An 18,643-nucleotide genomic window follows, 5' to 3' on the forward strand; every position below is an offset into this window, starting at 1 on the left:
GTCGAGTCTCGGCCCGATACCGGGGTCAGCGTCCCAGTGGCGCTGGCCCCGGTACTCTGTTAAAGGCATACCGGATGCTTCGAGCACTACCGGTGTGTTAGCCCCGCAGTCTATCTATGAGGAGAATTTCGACCGTGAGCCAGCGCGCCGACACCGTTTCGTCGGATCGAATTCGTCGCCCCTATGTCATGGGCGGCGTGGTGATGCTGATCGTGCTGTACACGCTCGACCAAGTCTCCAAACACATGGTCGTGTCGAATATGACGGAAGGGCAGGTCATCCCCGTCGTGGACGGCGTGCTGTGGTGGCGTTTCATCCGGAACCCGGGTGCGGCATTTTCGATGGGGGAATCCATCACTTGGATTTTCACGATCGTGATGGCAGTCGTCGCATGCGTGGTGCTGTTCTATCTCCCGAAGGCCCGTTCTCGTGCCTGGATTCTTGGTCTTTTTGGGCTGCTCGCGGGTGTGCTGGGCAACCTCACCGACCGGCTTTTCCGTGAACCCGGTTTTGGGCGCGGACATGTCGTTGATTTCATCTCCGTTCCGCACTTCGCGATTTTCAATGTCGCGGACTCCTGCATCACGGTGAGCATTGTGGTGCTAGCCATTGTGATGCTTCGAGGAGTTCCGCTCGACGGGCGCACTTCCGAGCCCGCTCAACCTGCTGAAGAGGACCGTTCATGAAGGATACGAACGACGTGACGACGTGGACCGTTGATGCCGACCACTCGGGGTTGCGTTTGGACGCATACTTGGCCGAGGTCACCGGCCGTTCCCGATCGGCGGCCAGTCAGTGGTGTGCCGAAGACAGGGTGTCCGTCGAGGTCGGGGGAAAGCCGCTCAAGCCCACGAAGTCGCTGAAGGTTCCGGTGGGCGCTCAGGTTACGGCGGAGGTTCCGGATCCCGATGCCAAGATCCGCGTAGTGCCAGAAACCGTGGATGGGTTTGACATTGTGCACGAAGACGACGACATCGTCGTCGTCAACAAACCGGCAGGGGTGGCGGCCCATCCTTCCCCGGGCTGGCATGGTCCCACCGTGGTGGGCGCGCTGACCGCAGTGGGGGTGGCAATTTCCACATCCGGTGCGGCAGAGCGTCAAGGTATCGTGCATCGGCTGGACGTTGGAACGTCGGGTTTGATGGTTGTCGCCAAAAACGAACATTCGTACTCGGTCTTGAAGAAGGCATTCAAAGAGCGAACCGTGACCAAGGTCTACCACGCACTGGTTCAAGGAATTCCGGATCCCCTGCGTGGGACCATCGACGCGCCAATCGGACGCCATCCCGGGCACGAGTGGCGTTTCGCTGTCGTCGAGGACGGCCGCGAGGCAATCACGCATTACGAAGTTCTGGAGGCCTTCGGCCCGGCGAGCCTGGTGGAAGTTCACTTGGAAACCGGACGTACTCACCAGATCAGGGTCCATTTTTCTGCTCTGCATCATCCATGCTGTGGTGACCTTACGTACGGGGCGGACCCGGCACTCTCGGCCCGTTGGGGGCTGACTCGTCAGTGGTTGCACGCTCATCGGCTCGGTTTTGAGCACCCCGGCACGGGCCAGGTGGTGGAATTCACGAGCGAATATTCGCCCGACCTGAGTTTTGCGGTGGACGCCATGCGCAACGGAGATGCTCTCACGGCGTCGAGCACCTAAAGTGGAGTGGTGACTTCCGCGGCTCCATCCTCCGGCAAAGGTTTTACCCATCTGCACGTCCACACCGAATATTCGATGCTGGATGGCGCGGCGCGTCTTGATGACCTCTTCGAGCACGCGCACGAACTCGGTATGGATTCCATGGCGACGACCGACCACGGATTCCTTTTCGGCGCCTTCGATTTTTGGAACCGGGCCAGAAACGCTGGCATCAAGCCCATCATTGGCGTGGAAGCGTATGTGACGCCCGGTACGGCCCGGCAGGATCGCACGCGCGTTAAATTTGGCGATGGCGGGCGCAACGACGTCTCCGGCGGTGGCGCGTACACCCACATGACGCTTTTGGCCGAGACGACCCAGGGCATGCACAACCTGTTCCGGGCCTCGTCGAAGGCGTCTTTGGAAGGGCATTTCTATAAGCCCCGCATGGACCGGGAACTGCTGAATACCTACGGCAAAGGCCTGATCGCGACCACAGGTTGTCCTTCCGGAGAAGTCCAGACTCGCCTTCGTCTGGGCCAATACCAAGAAGCTCGGGACGCCGCGGCGGAATTCCGCGACATCTTCGGCAAGGAAAACTACTATCTCGAGCTGATGGACCACGGCCTCGGCATCGAGAAACAGGTGACGAGCGACCTGCTGCGCCTGGGCAAAGATCTGCAATTGCCGTTGGTCGCCACCAACGACCTCCACTACACCCACGCCGAGGACGCCAAAGCGCACGCAGCCCTCCTGTGCGTGCAATCGGGATCGACGCTCCAAGACCCCAAGCGGTTCAAATTCGATGCCGACGAGTTCTATCTGAAATCGGCCGCCGAAATGCGGGAGCTCTTCCGAGACTTTCCGGAAGCCTGCGATAACACCCTCGAAATTGCGGAACGGTGCAATGTCGAGTTCGATACGAGCGCCAACTACATGCCGAATTTCCCGTGCCCTCCCGGGGAAAACGAGGAATCGTGGTTCGTCAAAGAAGTCGAAAACGGTCTGCACTACCGTTTCCCGAACGGCATTCCGGACGATGTCCGTAAACAGGCCGAGTATGAGGTCGGCATCATCACCCAGATGGGCTTTCCTGGATACTTCCTCGTGGTGGCCGACTTCATCAACTGGGCGAAGGACAACGGGATCCGGGTGGGGCCGGGCCGTGGATCTGGCGCCGGTTCGATGGTCGCTTACGCGATGCGTATTACGGAACTGAATCCGCTCGAGCATGACCTGATTTTCGAGCGGTTCCTCAACCCGGACCGTGTGTCCATGCCTGACTTCGATGTGGACTTCGATGATCGTCGTCGTTCCGAGGTCATCCACTATGTGACGGAAAAGTACGGCGAAGACAAGGTCGCGCAGATCGTCACGTACGGCACCATCAAGGCGAAACAAGCGCTCAAGGACTCCTCTCGGGTGCTCGGATATCCCTTCTCGATGGGGGAGAAGCTCACCAAGGCGATGCCGCCGGACGTGATGGGTAAAGGCATCTCGCTGAAAGACGTCTACAACAAGGACGCGAAGCGATACGGGGAAGCCGACGAACTTCGTGAGCTCCTGTCCAGCGACGAAGAAGCCCGTAAGGTCTTTGAGACCGCGGAAGGCCTCGAGGGACTGAAGCGTCAATGGGGCGTCCACGCCGCTGGCGTCATCATGTCCAGTCACGACATCATCGACGTCATTCCGATCATGCGTCGTGAGCAGGACGGCCAGGTCATCACGCAGTTCGATTACCCGACCTGTGAAGGCCTCGGCCTCATCAAAATGGACTTCCTCGGGTTGAGAAACCTGACGATCATTTCCGATGCCATTGAGAACATCAAGGCGAACCGGGATTTCGACCTCGACCTGGAGACCCTCGAGACCGACGACGAAGAGTCTTACCGGTTGCTCGCGCGAGGGGACACCCTCGGTGTGTTCCAGCTCGACGGCGGACCTATGCGTCAGCTCCTCAAGCTCATGCAGCCGGATCATTTCGAGCATATTTCCGCGGTCCTTGCGCTGTATCGACCGGGACCAATGGGCGCTAATTCGCATACCAATTACGCCTTGCGAAAGAACGGTCTGCAAGAAGTCACGCCCATTCACCCCGAGCTTGAAGAGCCCCTCGCGGAGATTCTGGATACGACCTATGGTCTGATTGTTTATCAGGAGCAGGTCATGGCCATTGCGCAGAAGGTGGCGGGATATTCTCTGGGTGAAGCGGATATTCTGCGGCGTGCCATGGGCAAGAAAAAGAAGGCCGAGCTGGATCGCCAGTACGAGACCTTCCACCAGGGCATGATCGATAACGGGTATTCGGAAGGTGCGGTTAAGTCACTGTGGGACATCCTTCTTCCGTTCTCGGACTATGCATTCAACAAGGCGCACACCGCGGCTTATGGCCTTGTTTCCTACTGGACCGCGTACCTCAAGGCGCATTTCCCGCAGGAATACATGGCGGCTTTGCTGACATCCGTCGGCGACGATAAAGATAAGCTCGCCCTGTATCTCAACGAATGTCGACACATGAACATCACGGTGCTCCCACCGGACGTCAACGAATCGGCATTGAACTTCACTCCAGTGGGTGACGACATTCGCTTCGGAATGGGCGCTGTGCGCAACGTTGGGGCCAACGTCGTTTCTGCTTTGGTCGAAACCCGCGAAAGCCAGGGAAAGTTCACCTCGTTCCACGACTTCTTGAAAAAGGTGCCGGCGGTCGTCTGCAATAAGCGCACCATCGAGTCGATGATTAAGGCCGGCGCATTTGACGACCTAGGTCACCGGCGTCGCGCTCTCTCGCTCATTCACGAAGAGGCCATCGACGCAACCGTTTCGGTCAAACGGCAGGAGGCAGCCGGCCAATTCGATCTTTTCGGCGGTTTCGGCATGGACGACGACGATCCAGCGACCGACCTCACGGTGGCCATTCCGGACGTCCCCGAGTGGGAACGTCGCGACATGCTGAACTTTGAGCGGGAAATGCTGGGGCTTTACGTGTCCGATCATCCGCTTCGGGGGCTCGACGATGTCCTGGGGCAATTGTCTGACTCGTCGGTGCAGTCGCTCCTAGACGAAGACGGTAAGCCCGACGGATCTGTGGTGACGGTGGCGGGCATGATTACCTCGGTGCAGCGGAAGGTCGCCAAGTCGAGCGGCAATGCATACGCGCGTATTGAACTCGAGGACCGTACCGGTTCCATGGAGATCATGTTCTTTGGAAAGGTCTACGCACCCATCGCCGGCGTGTTGGCGGAAGACCTTATATGCACGATCAAGGGCCGGCTACAGCGGCGCGACGACGGTTCCGTCACGATTAGTGCCCAAGAGCTGAAAGTTCCAGACATTGATGCCGATGGACAAAAGGGACCGGTGATTCTGTCGATCCCCGAACACCGGGCCACCGAATCCACGCTACGGGAGCTAGAGAACATCTTGATTAATCACCGAGGGGACGCCGAGGTGAGGATCAACCTAGCCTGCCGGACCAAGGATGTTCTCATGAGACTGTCTCCGCGGCTGAGGGTCAACCCGAATCCAGCGTTGTTCGGTGACCTCAAGGTGCTCTTCGGTTCCTCCTGTTTGGAACGCTCCGGAGGCTCCGACAACGGACTGTGAACCACCGAATCTGCTGATCGCGGTCGTTGACGTTAAACTGGTCACGTGACTGAGACTGATTCGACCACCGTGCCCACTCCGCTCATGCGCGTACTTGACCTGCGGGGACAGCACCTGAGCCCCTCGCAGCTTCGATCCGTGGTTCCGCGACCCACCGGGGAATTCTTGGCGTCGGCCGAGGAATCGGTCGCCTCCATCCTGGCCGACGTCCGTGATAGGGGCGCCGAGGCCTTGCGCGAACTTGCCCAGCGTTTCGACGGCGTAACACAGGAATCCCTCCGGGTTCCCGAATCGGCCATACGTGAGGCCGTCGACGCTCTTGACCCTAAGGTTCGAAGCGGCCTGGAGACCGCTATCGAACGGACTCGGGCCTTTGCCGCCGTGCAACGACCGGACGACGCCTCCGTTGAGGTGGCGCCGGGCGCTCACTTGATCCATCGCTGGACACCCGTGCAGAGGGTCGGTCTCTACGTTCCCGGTGGACTCGCGGTGTATCCATCGTCGGTCGTCATGAATGTCGTTCCCGCTCAGGCAGCCGGCGTTGACTCCGTCGTCTTGTGCACGCCGCCTCAAAAGGAATTCAACGGATTGCCGCATCCCACGACCCTTGCCGCAGCAGGTCTTTTGGGAGTCACTGAGGTGTGGGCCATTGGCGGGGCTCAAGCACTCGCGGCCATGGCGTATGGGCTGGAAGGTGAGGAATCCCTTCAACCCGTGAATACGATTACCGGTCCCGGAAATATTTTTGTGGCCATGGCCAAACGGCAGCTGCGTTCGATCGTCGGCGTCGATGGAGAGGCTGGGACCACCGAAATCGCCGTCGTCGCCGATCACACCGCCGATCCCGAATTCGTGGCCGCGGATTTGCTGTCCCAGGCCGAGCACGACCCGCACGCGGGATCGTTGCTGATGACGGACTCACCAGAACTCGCAGAGGCCGTCGAAACCGCTTTGCAACGGCGGGTGTCCGAGACCAAACATCGTGACCGGGTGAGGGAAGCGCTCGGCGGGCCCCAATCCGGCGTGATCCTCACGGATTCGCTCGAGCGTGGCATCGACGTCGTCAACGCGTACGCGCCCGAGCACCTTGAGATCCACACAGAGAATCCCCGTGAGGTCGCGTCTCGCATACGGAACTCTGGCGCGATCTTCTTGGGCCCGTATAGCCCCGTGCCCCTTGGCGATTACGCTGCTGGATCCAATCACGTTTTGCCCACCGGCGGCTCAGCTACCCACAGCAGTGGGCTCTGCACCACGTCCTTCATGAAGGCCGTGCAAATCATTGAGTACACCGAGGATGCTCTAGCCGCCGTGGGGGACGACATCATTGCCGTGGCCTCGGCGGAGGACCTTCCCGCGCACGGGGCCGCCATAGCGGCACGTACTGATCGTCGGTCCACCTCAGGAGTGAGCTGAATGCATTGTCCCTATTGTCGGCATCCGGACTCCCGGGTCGTCGATTCCCGCGTGGCCGACGATGGTTCCGCCATCCGCCGTCGCCGCCAATGCTCGTCGTGTTCACGGCGATTTTCCACGCTCGAGACGACGTCCGTGAACGTCATCAAACGATCCGGGGCCACCGAGCCGTTCCAACGTGCCAAGATCGTCTCTGGTGTGCGCAAGGCCTGTCAGGGGCGACCCGTCAGTGAAGACGACCTGGCGCTCTTAGCCCAAGAGGTCGAGGAGTCCATCCGGGCTAAGGGGCTTGCCGAAATCGACGCCAACGATGTCGGTCTCGCTATTCTTGAACCTCTACAACGCCTCGATGAGGTGGCCTACCTGAGGTTCGCCAGTGTGTACCAAGCCTTCGATGGTCTCGAAGACTTCGAAACCGCCATCCGCACCTTGAGGGGCATTAACGAAGCCGACGGCGGTGCCGGAGCCGCTCCGAAGACGACGCCGGCGGAGGGAACCTCGAAGGATGGAGAAGCCTCCCAGGCGAAGCCGCGTCGTCGGGCGAAAAAGGCCAAAGATTCCGACGAACCGGATCAGCCGACTCTGATCTAGACCCGTCGAGAAACTTATGGTTAGATAGTGACTGGTCGCCGGTACTTGCGGAGGGGAAGCCGTCAGGTACCGGCGTTCACCATTTAAAACGAGATGTTCCATGCCGGTCCTTCACGGCATGGGCCAGCGTGGTTTCACCCCAGGGATCCACTCTGAGGGAGAAAAAATCCGTTCGAGGCCCGGAGGCCGCGAACGGATTTTTTCTTGAGGTCACTCGTCAGAAGCAACCGGGTAATTCTTAATCCTCCAGCTCTTGGTCGTGGTATTCCCTTTCCCCAGGTTGCCCCGCTGCCCAGAGGGCCGCGCCCACGATCCCGGCATTGTTCTGCAGCGCGGCCGGGCGGATCGGTGTGGAGATGTCCTCGAGATACGGCATGAACTTCTCCGGTTTCTTGGACACGCCGCCGCCCACCACGAAGAGGTCGGGGGAGAAGAGCGCTTCCACCCGGCTGAAGTACCGGTGTAGCCGTTCTCCGTATTTGTCCCAGGAAAGATCCTCACGCTCGCGGGCACGAACGGAGGCCTTTGATTCGGCGTCGTGGCCGTCAATTTCGAGGTGTCCGAGTTCGCTATTGGGCACGAGAATGCCGTTATGGATCATGGCCGAACCAATCCCCGTTCCCAAGGTGATCACAAGGATTAGTCCGTTTCGGTCACGACCTTGGCCGTAGATTCCTTCGGCCAAACCTGCCGCGTCCGCGTCATTGACCGCGTAGACGGTTCGTCCGACCGAAGATTCGGCGAGCTTCTTCAATTCGGCGCCGATCCAGGACTTGTCGACGTTTGCCGCGGACCAGGTCACACCATTTTTCACGATCGCCGGAAAGTCGATTCCCACGGCGGTGTTTGGGTCTGGGGCAAGGTCGCGAGACTGAAGCTCCTCGACGATTTGTTGCACGACCGGTAGGACGGTTTCCGGGGTGGCGGGTTGTGGCGTATCGATGCGGTGGCGGTCGCTGACCAGCGAGCCGGTTCGCAGGTCCACAACGCCACCTTTGATGCCGGTTCCGCCAATGTCGATGCCAATGGCCAGCTCGTGAGGTCGCGGATCGGCAAGAGTGGAGACGGAGTTGAGGTCCTGCTGAATGGCTACAGCCGGACGGTCGGGGGTCACTGACGACATGCGTTCTCCTGGAAGAGGTTGAGCGAGAGGCTAGTGGGGTTACGGGAGGGTCAAGATATCGACGCCGTCGGCGGTGACCAGCATCGTGTGCTCAAACTGTGCGCTACGGCGGCGGTCCTTGGTGACAACGGTCCAGTCGTCGTCCCACATGTCCCACTCGATGGTTCCGAGGTTCAGCATCGGCTCGATGGTGAAGACCATGCCTTCCTCGATGACGGTGTTATACGCCGGGGCCGCGTCGTAGTGGGGAACGATGAGCCCTGAGTGGAACTCCCTGCCGACGCCGTGACCGGTGAAATCGCGAACGACGCCGTATCCGAAGCGAGAAGCGTATTTCTCAATGACGCGCCCAATGACGTTGAGCTCCCGGCCTGGTTTGACCGCGTTCATGGCCCGTCGAAGGCTTTCCTCCGTGCGCTCCACCAATAGCCTGGACTCTTCGTCGACGTCGCCGACGAGGAGGGTGCGGTTGGTGTCGCCGTGCATCCGATTTTTGTAGGCGGTGACATCGAGATTAATGATGTCGCCATCTTCAAGAACCGTAGAATCCGGAATTCCGTGGCAAATCACTTCATTGAGAGATGTGCACACGGATTTCCAAAAATTCTTGTAACCGAGGGTCGACGGGTACGCACCGTGGTCGCACATGTATTCGTGCACTACGCGGTCGATCTCGTCTGTGGTTCGCCCGGGTACGCAGTATTCTTCGGCCGCGACAATGGATCCTGCCGCGATCTTTCCCGCTTCACGGATGAGCTCTACTTCTTCCGGGGTGTAGAAGTTTGAGCCGGATCCTTCTTGTGCGGTGGCTTTTCCGACGTATTCGGGGCGCTCGATGGACGCCGGAACTTTGCGGGTAGGGCCGACGACGCCCGGCGTCAATGCACCTATGGGCGCGCCTCCGTTCGGGGCCGGAACGTTATGGGATCTCGTGGAAGTATTGCTGCGGGACATATAGTCAACTCTAGAACACAAGCTCGATTCAGGAGGCACATCATGAGCGTCAACGACAGCGGCGGAAGCAACCCCGACTCGCAGTTCTGGTTCAACACCTTCACCCATGAGGTCGAAGAAGGTGCCCAGTCCGACTACCGCCAGTTAATTGGTCCGTACGCCACCAGGGCAGAAGCAGAGCACGCACTAGAACGAGCCCAAGAACGCAATGAAGACTGGGACCGCTCCGACGCCGAGTGGCGAGGCGACGCCTAGCCCCGGGTGACATTTCACTCACGAAAGACGTGCGCTTCGGCAGGAAAACTGCCGTCGAGCACGTCTTTTCGGTAGGACGAGGCGGCGTCGGTGATGACCGATCGTACGTCGGCATATTTCTTGACGAACCGGGGCGTTTTGCCCGTGGTCAATCCGGCCATGTCCTGCCAGACGAGGACCTGGCCGGTGGTCGAACGACCCGCGCCGATACCTACGGTTGGGACGGTGAGTGCCTCGTCCATGGCACGAACGGCGTCTTCCGCACTCATTTCGGCCAATACCGCGAAGGCACCGGCGGCCTCCAGGGCGGTGGCATCCTCGATGAGCCGTGAAGCCGCTTCAGCCCGGCCCTGAACCCGGAATCCGCCGAGGGCGTTGGTGGACTGCGGGGTGAATCCCACGTGAGCCATCACGGGAATGCCCGCCTGCACCATGGCCCGAACGTGTTCGGCGTAGTAGGCCCCACCTTCCATCTTCACCGCGTGGGCTTCGCCTTCTTTCATGAGGCGAACGGCGCTAGCCACGGCCTGGGCTGGCGATTCCTCGTAGGTCCCAAACGGAAGATCCACGATGACAAGGGCACGTTGAGCCGCTCGGGATACCGCTCGCGTCAGGGGGATGAGCTCATCGAGGGTCACGGGAAGCGTGGATTCATAACCGAAGACGGTGTTTCCCGCCGAATCTCCGATGAGGAGGACCTCGATGCCAGCGGCGTCGAAAATCTCCGCGGTCAAGGCGTCATACGAAGTCAACATCGAGAATCGGTGACCGAGGTCTTTGCATCGCTGGAGATGAGTGGTTCTGACCCGGCGAACCGCGCTGAGCCAGTCATCGGCGTGGGGAGTCTGGTCGTCGCGGTCCTGCAAGTATGAAGCCATGTCCCTCATGATACGTATCCCGCCACTCTTCGCGGTCTGCTATCCACAAGTCGGCAATTTTCCGTAAGGAGCTCGTCGTCTCGGGATAGAGTGAGAAACGGATTCGATCGAGGTCACCGACCGCCAAGGAGAGTCATGGACCGTCAACAAGAATTTGTCCTTCGTACCATCGAGGAACGCGACGTGCGGTTTGTCCGGATGTGGTTTACGGACGTCGTCGGCACCTTGAAGTCGGTTGCCCTTGCTCCGGCCGAGGTGGAGACCGTCTTCGAAGAGGGGCTCGGTTTTGACGGTTCATCGATTGAAGGACTGTCTCGCGTCCATGAATCGGACATGTTGTTGCAGCCCGACCCCTCCACCTTTCAGCTGCTTCCGTGGCGTGGAGAGACGGAACCGACGTCGCGGATGTTTTGCGACATCTTGACCCCCGACGGCGAACCCAGCACGGCCGATCCTCGCGGAGTTCTGAAGCGCATCCTGGCTAAGGCGGGGGACATGGGTTTCACCTGCTACACCTCCCCGGAAATCGAGTTTTACCTGCTCAAGTCCCAAGAGCTGAATTCTGAGGGGCATCCCGAACCCGTAGATCGTGAAGGCTACTTCGACCACGTCTACGGCGGCGTCGTTCAAGACTTCCGTCGTCGGGCAGTCACGATGTTGGAGTCCGTCGGAATCTCCGTGGAGTTTAGCCACCATGAGGGTGGGCCCGGACAAAATGAAATTGATCTGCGACACGCAGACGCGCTTCAAACGGCCGACAACATCATGACTTTCCGTTCCGTCATCAAGGAGGTCGCATTTTCTCAAGGAATCTACGCGACCTTCATGCCCAAACCCTTCACCGAATTTCCGGGGTCGGGCATGCACACGCATTTCTCGCTTTTTGAAGGCGATACCAATGCCTTCTTCGAAGCAGGGGCCGAATACCAGCTGTCTCAGACGGCGCGTCACTTCATCGCCGGAGTCTTGCGCCATGCTCCGGAATTCACCTCTGTGACGAACCAGTTTGTGAATTCCTATAAGCGCCTCTGGGGTGGCGGAGAAGCTCCCAGCTACCTTTCGTGGGGACACAATAACCGTTCCGCACTCGTCCGGGTGCCCCTGTATAAGCCCAACAAAATGCAATCGGCTCGCATCGAATACCGGGGCGTCGATTCCGCGGTCAACCCGTACCTCGGATATGCAGTCATTTTGGCGGCAGGTCTTAAAGGCATCGAGAATGAATACCCCTTACCTGACGCCGAGGACTACGACGTCGCGTCGATGACCGCGGCGGAGCGCCGTAGCCTGGGGCACGATCCTTTGCCTTCCTCCCTGCACGACGCAATTCGTCAAACCGAAGACTCCGAATTCATGGCAGAAACGTTGGGGGAGACGGTTTTCCACCAGTTCCTGCGCAATAAGCAAGACGACTGGACCGCTTATCGCATGGAAGTGACGCCGTACGAGCTGAAGTACAACCTCGGCCTGCTCTGAGATGATGTCGGAAAATTCGGACCGTCCCCACCCCGTGATTCCCGAAGCAAAGAGACACCTCGCTGCGGTCGGTTTCAATGACCTCACCGGCGCCAGTCGGTGGCTAGAATCGCGTGAACTTGAAGGCGTGGACCAGCGTCGTCTCCTCGAGGGGCTCCGGCTCAGTCCGTCCCCTGACGTGGCCTTGAAATCGATCGTGTGGATGTTGGCCGAGGACCCGAACATCGCCCGGTATGTGGAACGGGGAGCTGATGCCGAAGGTTTCTACCGTGTCCTTGGTGCCTCCGAAGCCCTTGGTGAGTTCCTCCGGAGGCACACACAACATGTCGAGATTTTCGATGAGAATCCTGCCCCCTTGCCGGAACCCGAGGAATCGGGCCTCGCCGAGTCTTTGCGGCGCATTTTTCTGACCAGCGTGGGTGCTGACCCTGACTCGCCCTGGCCGGTCGCCCAGGTCACCGGGGAGGACGCCAAGTCGGCGGTTCGCGTGACGTATCGCGATCGTTTGACGCGAATTGCGCTGGCCGACCTCACCTCCGACGATCCCGTGTCCGATATGCCGAAGGTGGGCGCAGCTCTTGCGGATCTCGCCGGCGCCGCCATCGACGGCGCCTTGGCCGTGGCGCGTGCCGAATGCCTTTCCCAGGATCCAGAATCGAAAAATGTGGACATCTCCGTGATCGGCATGGGCAAGTGCGGAGCTAGGGAGCTGAACTATATTTCCGACGTCGACGTCATGTACGCCGTCGGACCCTCCGAGTACGTCGCCCAAGGTGAATCGACGGCGCCCGACGAAGAGACCATGATGCGTCTCGGCACCGAGATGGTGAAAGCCATGACGCCTGTGATCTACGGTGTCGGGCCGGAACCTGGACTGTGGGAAATCGACGCGAACCTTCGTCCCGAGGGCAAAGACGGCCCCTTGGTGCGAACCGTTGATTCACACCGCAGATATTACGAGCGATGGGCGGAAAACTGGGAGTTTCAGGCGCTCTTGAAGGCCCGTCCCATCGCAGGATCTCCGACCATCGGAGCCGAATACCTGGAAGCCATCTCGCCGCGCATCTGGGAGGCTTCGGGGCGAGAAAACTTCGTGGACTCCGTGCAGAGCATGCGCCGTCGAGTGACCAACAATATTCCGCAGGCCGAACGTGAGCGACAGATTAAGTTGGGACCTGGCGGGCTTCGCGACGTCGAATTCACCGTTCAACTCTTGCAATTGGTGCATGGACGAACTGATGAAAACGTTCGCGATCGTTCGACCACCGCTGCGCTTGCGTCCCTGAGGGAACGTTCTTATGTCGGCCGAGAGCCTGCTGCCCAACTGGACCACGAGTATCGGTGGTTACGTACACTGGAGCACAGAATCCAGCTGCTTCACCTTCGCCGGACACACCTGATGCCGACGAAGGAAGCCGAACAGGCGACCGTGATGCGTGGAATGCGCGGAGTTTCCGACCGCAGTAAGGCTTCTCCAGCGGATCTCCTATCCCGGTGGAAGCGCTCGCAGCGGACCATCCGGGGTCTCCATGAACGACTATTCTTCCGACCTTTGCTGGCCGCGGTGTCCCAGCTATCTCCCGACGACGTTGCCCTCACTCCTCAGGCGGCACAAGACCGGCTTGCGGCCTTGGGTTATCTCGATCCGCGCGGGTCCATGCGCCACATCGAAGCGCTGACGAAGGGTATTTCCCGGCGCGCCGAGATTCAACGGACGATCTTGCCCGTTCTGCTTGGCTGGTTCGCTGCCGGGGTGGATCCGGATGCCGGTCTTTTGGGCTTTCGTCGGGTGTCCGAGTCGTTGGGGCAAACCCAGTGGTATTTGCGCATGCTGCGGGATTCTCAGGCCGCTGCGGAAAGGCTGTGCGCGATCCTGTCGAGTTCGCGGTACATCACCGATCTTCTGGAAGATGAACCGGAGTCTATTTCGTGGCTGGACCATGATGAGAAGTTGCGTCCCGTGGGATTCGAAGACCTGTGGGCCGAAATCCAGTCCAAAATGTCCAGGCATCCGGATGCTCCGTCAGCGATTCGAATGATCAGGCTGAGCCGACGCCGGGAAATTCTCCGGATCGCGCTCGGAGAGGCCTCGGGAGTGATCGGGCTAGAGGACATCATGAGTGGCTTGGCCGACATCGATCAGGCCACCATCCTGGGCGCCCTTCACGCATCTGAGAGGGAGCTCTACGAAGAAAAGGGCGAAGAAGTTCTCACCGATGTGGCGATCATCGGGATGGGCAGACAGGGCGGCCGCGAGATCGGTTACGGATCCGATGCGGATGTCATGTACGTACACCAGCCCCGAGAGGGCGTCGATGAGACCCGTGCCGTGACGCAAGCCAATGCACTGATCAATCGAAGCATGCAATTGCTGAAGATGCCGATGAAACCTGCGATACGAGCCGAGAAAGCCTTAGAAATCGATGCCGATTTACGGCCCGAAGGCAAGTCGGGGCCGATGGTAAGGACCCTCGATTCCTTCGCGGAATACTACGAGCGTTGGGCGGATACGTGGGAGTTCCAGGCACTCTTGCGCGCACGGCCCTTGGGCGGCTCCGCGGATGTGGGGGAGCGATTCATTCGGCTGGTTGATCCGTACCGGTATCCCGAAGACTTCCCAGAGGAACGGGTACGTCAGATCCAGCGGGTCAAGGCCCGGGTCGAGTCAGAACGCATGCCTCGGGGCGCGGATCCTGCACGCCAGGTCAAGCTTGGACGCGGCGGTCTGAGCGACGTCGAATGGTTGGTTCAACTGATCCAACTGCTTCACGCCCACGAGAATCCTTCGCTGAAGACGACGAGCACATTGCGTGCCCTCGAGGAAGCAGTGAAACTCGGGTTGATGGACGCAGAAGACGCCGGCACTCTCGAATCCGCGTGGAAATTGGCGACGCGTATTCGTGGCGCTAACGTCCTCCGAAACGGCAGGGCCTCGGATTCCCTTCCCGGCTCTCGGAAGGACCTTGAGGCCACGGCCAGGTGGTGCGGATATGAACCAGGAAGCGCTACCGAGTTGGAAGAGGACTACCTTCGGATTACCCGGCATGCCCGCGCCGTCTTTGAAAAACTCTTTTACCGGCCCCTGGACTAGACGACGATCCGTCTTCCTCGGACCGATGATGAACCATTGAAAGCGAGAAGAACCTCGTGCGTTTCGCATCCCATATCTCGTCACTCGTTGGCGAGACACCCTTGGTCCAGCTGCAGAGCGTGACCGAGGGATTATCCCCAACGGTCCTCGCCAAAATCGAGTATCTGAACCCAGGAGGATCGGTCAAGGACCGCATAGCTCGCCGAATCATTGAAACGGCCGAACGCGAAGGGCGACTGCGTCCAGGTGGAACCATCGTCGAGCCCACGAGCGGCAATACGGGAGTTGGCCTCGCGTTGATCGCCCAACAGCGTGGGTACCGCATGATCTTCGTCGTGCCCGACAAATTCGCCGGAGAGAAGGTCGACGTCTTGCGTGCCTACGGAGCCGAGGTCATCATGACACCGGCGGACGTTCCACCGGAGGACCCCCGATCCTATTACAAGGTTTCTGATCGGCTGGCCGCTGAAATACCGGGAGCCTTCAAACCCAATCAATTTGCCAACCTCAACGGTCCCAGAGCTCATTACGAAACGACTGGGCCGGAGATTTGGCGCGATACCGATGGCCGGGTCACGCAATTCGTCGCAGGTATTGGTACGGGAGGCACCATCTCCGGCACCGGACGCTACCTTCACGAGGTCTCGAACGGTACAACGATGGTGGTGGGAGCCGACCCCGAAGGATCCATTTATTCGGCGGTGGACGGGGAATCACCCCATGGCTTCTTGGTCGAAGGCGTCGGCGAGGATTATTTTCCCGACAGTTTCGACCCGGCGTCGGTGGATCGATACGAGCGGGTTTCAGACGCGGAATCTTTCGCGATGACTCGCCGGCTTGCACGGGAGGAAGGCCTTTTGGTGGGAGGCTCGAGCGGAATGGCTGTGGTCGCGGCGCTCCGAGTCGCGCAAGGCCTGGGGGAGGACGACGTCGTGGTGGTTCTCCTGCCGGATCACGGACGAGGTTACTTGAGCAAGATATATAACGACGATTGGATGACCGCTCACGGTTTCGTCGAGGGATCATCCGTGACGTCAACCAATGGGTAGCCTCGTCACACGGTTGCTCCGTCGTCGGATTGTGTTTGGATGAGATCATGGGCACATTGATCTACAACACCACGACGATCATCATGGGGGACCGTCATTTGGCGCAACTCCGGGAACAGGTGCTGCACCTGGCCAAAGTATCTTCGGAGCTGATCACGATCAAAGCTCCCAATCATGGGGGAACCATCGTGTTGTTTTATACCCCGGGTGTTCCCCTCGAATTCCGCTTTGACTCGACGGAGGGGGAAGTGCTGACCGACGCCGACCGTCGTAGAATTCATCGCTTTTTCGACGAATCGGAACGGCTGCGGACCGCATTCGTCTTCGACTAACTCTGCCTCAGCAGAGGAACCGCACCAGCCCGGTGGTGGGCCGCAATGCTTTTCGTGGCACATGAAGCGCCCTTGAGGAGAGTCAGTTGGCGAGGCGCCGTCCGCGAGCGTTGGCTAACAGGTTCGTTACCCATATTTCTCCGGAACTTTCCAGAATGAGTGGATACGGTCAAATTCGCACACTCGTTCAAAGTTTTAAGGAGTAACAATGAACGATTTGACTATGACCAAGGAGCCGACGTCTCGAGCTGTTCGGCGGAAAATCATCCTCACCATGGTCGTGAGTATTCTGACTCTCTCTGGTGCGATTGCTCCGGCTCATGCCCTCAATGGTGGAAATCGTCAGGCCGCTCCCGGTAATTCCTCCGATGTTCTTGATAGCAAGGGGAATCCTCTCATTTCGGGAAACTACTACAAGGTTTACGACAATAGCCGTAAGACGGACGTTTGTTTTCAGAATGATTTCTTCCACATGTGGACTCTTGGGGGAATTTGCCCGGGCGTGGACCCGTATTTCAAGATCACGGCTCAAGGTGCGAAGGACGGTGAGAAAATCTCTATTAACGACAGGATTAAAATAGAATCAACTACCGTCAACGAATTCTGGGGGTGGGAGCCCGTTACCGACACCTACATCATGCGATCCGAGGACAAATCAGGCACGTTCAGTATGGACTCGGACAACCTTCCCGGGCGATCCACCATTCACCTGAGGGACGATACCGTCGGTGATAGTGGGAATTTTATTGCTGATAACGATGTTCATGGATACGACCCCGAATATAAACAATATGCCGTATCGTTCTCCTTTGCGCCAAGGGAGTCGTGACGTTGGGAAGTGCCTCAGTATATTGCTCGGTCGTCACTAACTCTTGCTGAGTGGCGCTCTCATGATCTGTGGGCGACATGACAAATAGGGGGTAGGGCGCAGTGCCCTACCCCCTCAGTCTTGCCAGACTTGAGAGACTTTTAGACTCCGTAATAGAGCTGGAAGCCCGTCTAATTGATAGGGGAGTGCTGTATCCCTTTGTCTTGGCGGGTATAAGAGACGTTGGTTGATTGTCTGACTTAGGGCAAAATGGTTAGTTTTTGAGTCACGCCGGGGGTAGAAACGGGGGTGATCCCCCTATTTCATCACCGTGTTTGACACGTGTTCCGTGGACTCACTCCCACCCCGCTACACCTGCCGCTTGCCCTACCTGATCGAGAACAATCTGCATGGCATCCCGCATCGCAGGACGACTACGCATCAGCACCCCGCGAACCAAAGACTCATCGTTGAGCATGAATTCAAATTCAATCTTGGTAGGCCACTCGGACCATTCATCCACTTGCGCAATCGCCGGACTCTCGACATCCAAGATTCGCACCTGCACACGAGGATCACTAAACGAGTATGCGCTGACCGAAGCTGTGCACGATTGAGCATCCTCTCCGGAAACAGCTTCTGCCAAAAGAAACCCACTATCCGACAAAAGTACAGAAATGAAACATTCGTTCTTGTAGGTCGAATAACCACCCATCGGCACTTTTTCCAGTCGAACTAGTGCAAGAACGGCGTCAGCGCAACGGCTCCCCAAGAAGTAAGGCTTGTTTCCCGGTATGATCTTATGAGAATCCGGGTGCGCACCGATAATGTAGTCTCGCAAGCGTTCGTGGACTGTTTCAATATTATTACTGTTCATACTCCAAGTGTGAGCAACAAAAGCTACCTACGCAAGACCAAAGGGCGCGACCTACATAAGAACATGCAGACATTCGGCGAAAAGTGTCAGTCTATATACATTCCGGGTTTCATCCGCGGCGTCGACTCGTCAGTTGGTTCGAAGTGCGTATGGCCACAAGCTTCAAGTAGTAGTTCAACATGTCCAGGGATGGAATTTTTGCGATATTGTGATCCGCCCCAGGTAGGAATTTTCATCTGATAGACCTCAGCAGGTTCAAATTCAATTACCTGTGCACGACCCTCAGCCTGACAATCAGGACACTTCATAATAACCTCCAGCTTGACGTCTTACGTCTCACAAGCCTACGCCCCACCAGAAATCCTTACAGTCACACACTGAACGCTCACCGACATGCACCACAACCCGCATAATCATGCAGAAAAACCTCACGTCACACACGTGAGACACGGTAGAAAACCTTCTGGGCGGATCTTCGTAAACCCGTAGGGGTGAAGTAGGGGGCCGGGAGGGGTAACCCCCTGGGTATTTATGCATGTGCCGAATGTTTATGC

General features: G+C 58.5%; 15 protein-coding genes. 11 read left to right on the forward strand and 4 right to left on the reverse strand.

The window, feature by feature from the left end:
- Positions 1 to 134: 134 nt before the first annotated feature.
- The 5 genes from lspA to nrdR all read left to right on the forward strand — a co-directional run bounded on the left by lspA (position 135) and on the right by nrdR (position 7,246).
- Positions 135 to 686 (forward strand): signal peptidase II, encoded by a 552-nt coding sequence (lspA, locus tag D8M21_RS09525; RefSeq protein ID WP_238651273.1) that lies wholly within the window; start codon positions 135 to 137, stop codon positions 684 to 686.
- Positions 683 to 1,654 carry an RluA family pseudouridine synthase gene (locus D8M21_RS09530; RefSeq protein ID WP_048678798.1) on the forward strand — a complete coding sequence of 324 codons (972 nt, stop codon included), beginning with the start codon at positions 683 to 685 and terminating at the stop codon, positions 1,652 to 1,654. Before lspA ends, D8M21_RS09530 begins: the two co-directional genes overlap by 4 nt.
- 75 nt (positions 1,655 to 1,729) lie before the next feature.
- Entirely contained in the window at positions 1,730 to 5,239 is a 3,510-nt protein-coding gene (dnaE, locus tag D8M21_RS09535) for a DNA polymerase III subunit alpha (RefSeq protein WP_238651295.1), read from the forward strand.
- Between the two features lie 84 nt (positions 5,240 to 5,323).
- Entirely contained in the window at positions 5,324 to 6,655 is a 1,332-nt protein-coding gene (gene hisD, locus D8M21_RS09540; RefSeq protein ID WP_048678795.1) for a histidinol dehydrogenase, read from the forward strand.
- Complete coding sequence (gene nrdR / locus D8M21_RS09545; protein ID WP_048678793.1) at positions 6,656 to 7,246, forward strand: transcriptional regulator NrdR; 591 nt, start codon at positions 6,656 to 6,658, stop codon at positions 7,244 to 7,246.
- 238 nt (positions 7,247 to 7,484) lie between these two features.
- Here the strand turns inward: nrdR and ppgK are convergent, their stop codons facing one another.
- The gene (gene ppgK, locus D8M21_RS09550; RefSeq protein ID WP_082156638.1) at positions 7,485 to 8,369 is read right to left on the reverse strand and encodes a polyphosphate--glucose phosphotransferase; all 885 of its coding nucleotides are present in this window, start codon (positions 8,367 to 8,369) and stop codon (positions 7,485 to 7,487) included.
- A gap of 39 nt (positions 8,370 to 8,408) precedes the next feature.
- Positions 8,409 to 9,323: a type I methionyl aminopeptidase gene (map, locus tag D8M21_RS09555; RefSeq protein WP_048678790.1), complete on the reverse strand. Its 915-nt coding sequence runs from the start codon at positions 9,321 to 9,323 to the stop codon at positions 8,409 to 8,411.
- 42 nt (positions 9,324 to 9,365) lie between these two features.
- Here map and D8M21_RS09560 point away from each other — a divergent pair, with 42 nt between their 5' ends.
- Entirely contained in the window at positions 9,366 to 9,578 is a 213-nt protein-coding gene (locus tag D8M21_RS09560) for an SPOR domain-containing protein (protein WP_048678787.1), read from the forward strand.
- Positions 9,579 to 9,592: 14 nt separating this feature from the next.
- Here D8M21_RS09560 and panB read toward each other — a convergent pair whose 3' ends face one another.
- Positions 9,593 to 10,456 carry a 3-methyl-2-oxobutanoate hydroxymethyltransferase gene (gene panB / locus D8M21_RS09565; RefSeq protein ID WP_053089937.1) on the reverse strand — a complete coding sequence of 288 codons (864 nt, stop codon included), beginning with the start codon at positions 10,454 to 10,456 and terminating at the stop codon, positions 9,593 to 9,595.
- Positions 10,457 to 10,591: 135 nt separating this feature from the next.
- Between panB and glnA the strand changes: the two genes are divergently transcribed.
- The 5 genes from glnA to D8M21_RS09590 all read left to right on the forward strand — a co-directional run bounded on the left by glnA (position 10,592) and on the right by D8M21_RS09590 (position 17,233).
- Complete coding sequence (glnA, locus tag D8M21_RS09570) at positions 10,592 to 11,932, forward strand: type I glutamate--ammonia ligase (protein ID WP_048678786.1); 1,341 nt, start codon at positions 10,592 to 10,594, stop codon at positions 11,930 to 11,932.
- A gap of 4 nt (positions 11,933 to 11,936) precedes the next feature.
- Positions 11,937 to 15,023, forward strand: coding sequence for a bifunctional [glutamine synthetase] adenylyltransferase/[glutamine synthetase]-adenylyl-L-tyrosine phosphorylase (locus tag D8M21_RS09575; protein ID WP_048678989.1), 3,087 nt, complete (start codon positions 11,937 to 11,939; stop codon positions 15,021 to 15,023).
- 56 nt (positions 15,024 to 15,079) lie between these two features.
- Positions 15,080 to 16,072, forward strand: coding sequence for a pyridoxal-phosphate dependent enzyme (locus D8M21_RS09580; RefSeq protein WP_048678783.1), 993 nt, complete (start codon positions 15,080 to 15,082; stop codon positions 16,070 to 16,072).
- Between the two features lie 47 nt (positions 16,073 to 16,119).
- Positions 16,120 to 16,404, forward strand: coding sequence for a hypothetical protein (locus D8M21_RS09585; protein WP_048678781.1), 285 nt, complete (start codon positions 16,120 to 16,122; stop codon positions 16,402 to 16,404).
- A 208-nt stretch (positions 16,405 to 16,612) separates the two neighbouring features.
- Entirely contained in the window at positions 16,613 to 17,233 is a 621-nt protein-coding gene (locus tag D8M21_RS09590; protein WP_048678779.1) for a hypothetical protein, read from the forward strand.
- A gap of 334 nt (positions 17,234 to 17,567) precedes the next feature.
- Here the strand turns inward: D8M21_RS09590 and D8M21_RS09595 are convergent, their stop codons facing one another.
- The gene (locus D8M21_RS09595; protein WP_126855834.1) at positions 17,568 to 18,089 is read right to left on the reverse strand and encodes a hypothetical protein; all 522 of its coding nucleotides are present in this window, start codon (positions 18,087 to 18,089) and stop codon (positions 17,568 to 17,570) included.
- Positions 18,090 to 18,643 lie beyond the last annotated feature (554 nt).

It is taken from the genome of Kocuria sp. HSID16901 (assembly GCF_003989425.1).
Taxonomy (GTDB): Bacteria; Actinomycetota; Actinomycetes; order Actinomycetales; family Micrococcaceae; genus Rothia; species Rothia massiliensis.

What these genes read in the sequence shown, in the direction of transcription:
- D8M21_RS09575 (WP_048678989.1), top strand. Translation starts at nt 11,937, where the DNA reads ATGTCGGAAAATTCGGACCGTCCCCACCCCGTGATTCCCGAAGCAAAG.
- nrdR (WP_048678793.1), top strand. Translation starts at nt 6,656, where the DNA reads ATGCATTGTCCCTATTGTCGGCATCCGGACTCCCGGGTCGTCGATTCC.
- hisD (WP_048678795.1), top strand. Translation starts at nt 5,324, where the DNA reads ATGCGCGTACTTGACCTGCGGGGACAGCACCTGAGCCCCTCGCAGCTT.
- dnaE (WP_238651295.1), top strand. Translation starts at nt 1,730, where the DNA reads ATGCTGGATGGCGCGGCGCGTCTTGATGACCTCTTCGAGCACGCGCAC.
- D8M21_RS09530 (WP_048678798.1), top strand. Translation starts at nt 683, where the DNA reads ATGAAGGATACGAACGACGTGACGACGTGGACCGTTGATGCCGACCAC.
- D8M21_RS09590 (WP_048678779.1), top strand. Translation starts at nt 16,613, where the DNA reads ATGAACGATTTGACTATGACCAAGGAGCCGACGTCTCGAGCTGTTCGG.
- D8M21_RS09560 (WP_048678787.1), top strand. Translation starts at nt 9,366, where the DNA reads ATGAGCGTCAACGACAGCGGCGGAAGCAACCCCGACTCGCAGTTCTGG.
- glnA (WP_048678786.1), top strand. Translation starts at nt 10,592, where the DNA reads ATGGACCGTCAACAAGAATTTGTCCTTCGTACCATCGAGGAACGCGAC.
- D8M21_RS09585 (WP_048678781.1), top strand. Translation starts at nt 16,120, where the DNA reads ATGGGCACATTGATCTACAACACCACGACGATCATCATGGGGGACCGT.
- map (WP_048678790.1), bottom strand. Translation starts at nt 9,323, where the DNA reads ATGTCCCGCAGCAATACTTCCACGAGATCCCATAACGTTCCGGCCCCG.
- panB (WP_053089937.1), bottom strand. Translation starts at nt 10,456, where the DNA reads ATGGCTTCATACTTGCAGGACCGCGACGACCAGACTCCCCACGCCGAT.
- D8M21_RS09595 (WP_126855834.1), bottom strand. Translation starts at nt 18,089, where the DNA reads ATGAACAGTAATAATATTGAAACAGTCCACGAACGCTTGCGAGACTAC.
- ppgK (WP_082156638.1), bottom strand. Translation starts at nt 8,369, where the DNA reads ATGTCGTCAGTGACCCCCGACCGTCCGGCTGTAGCCATTCAGCAGGAC.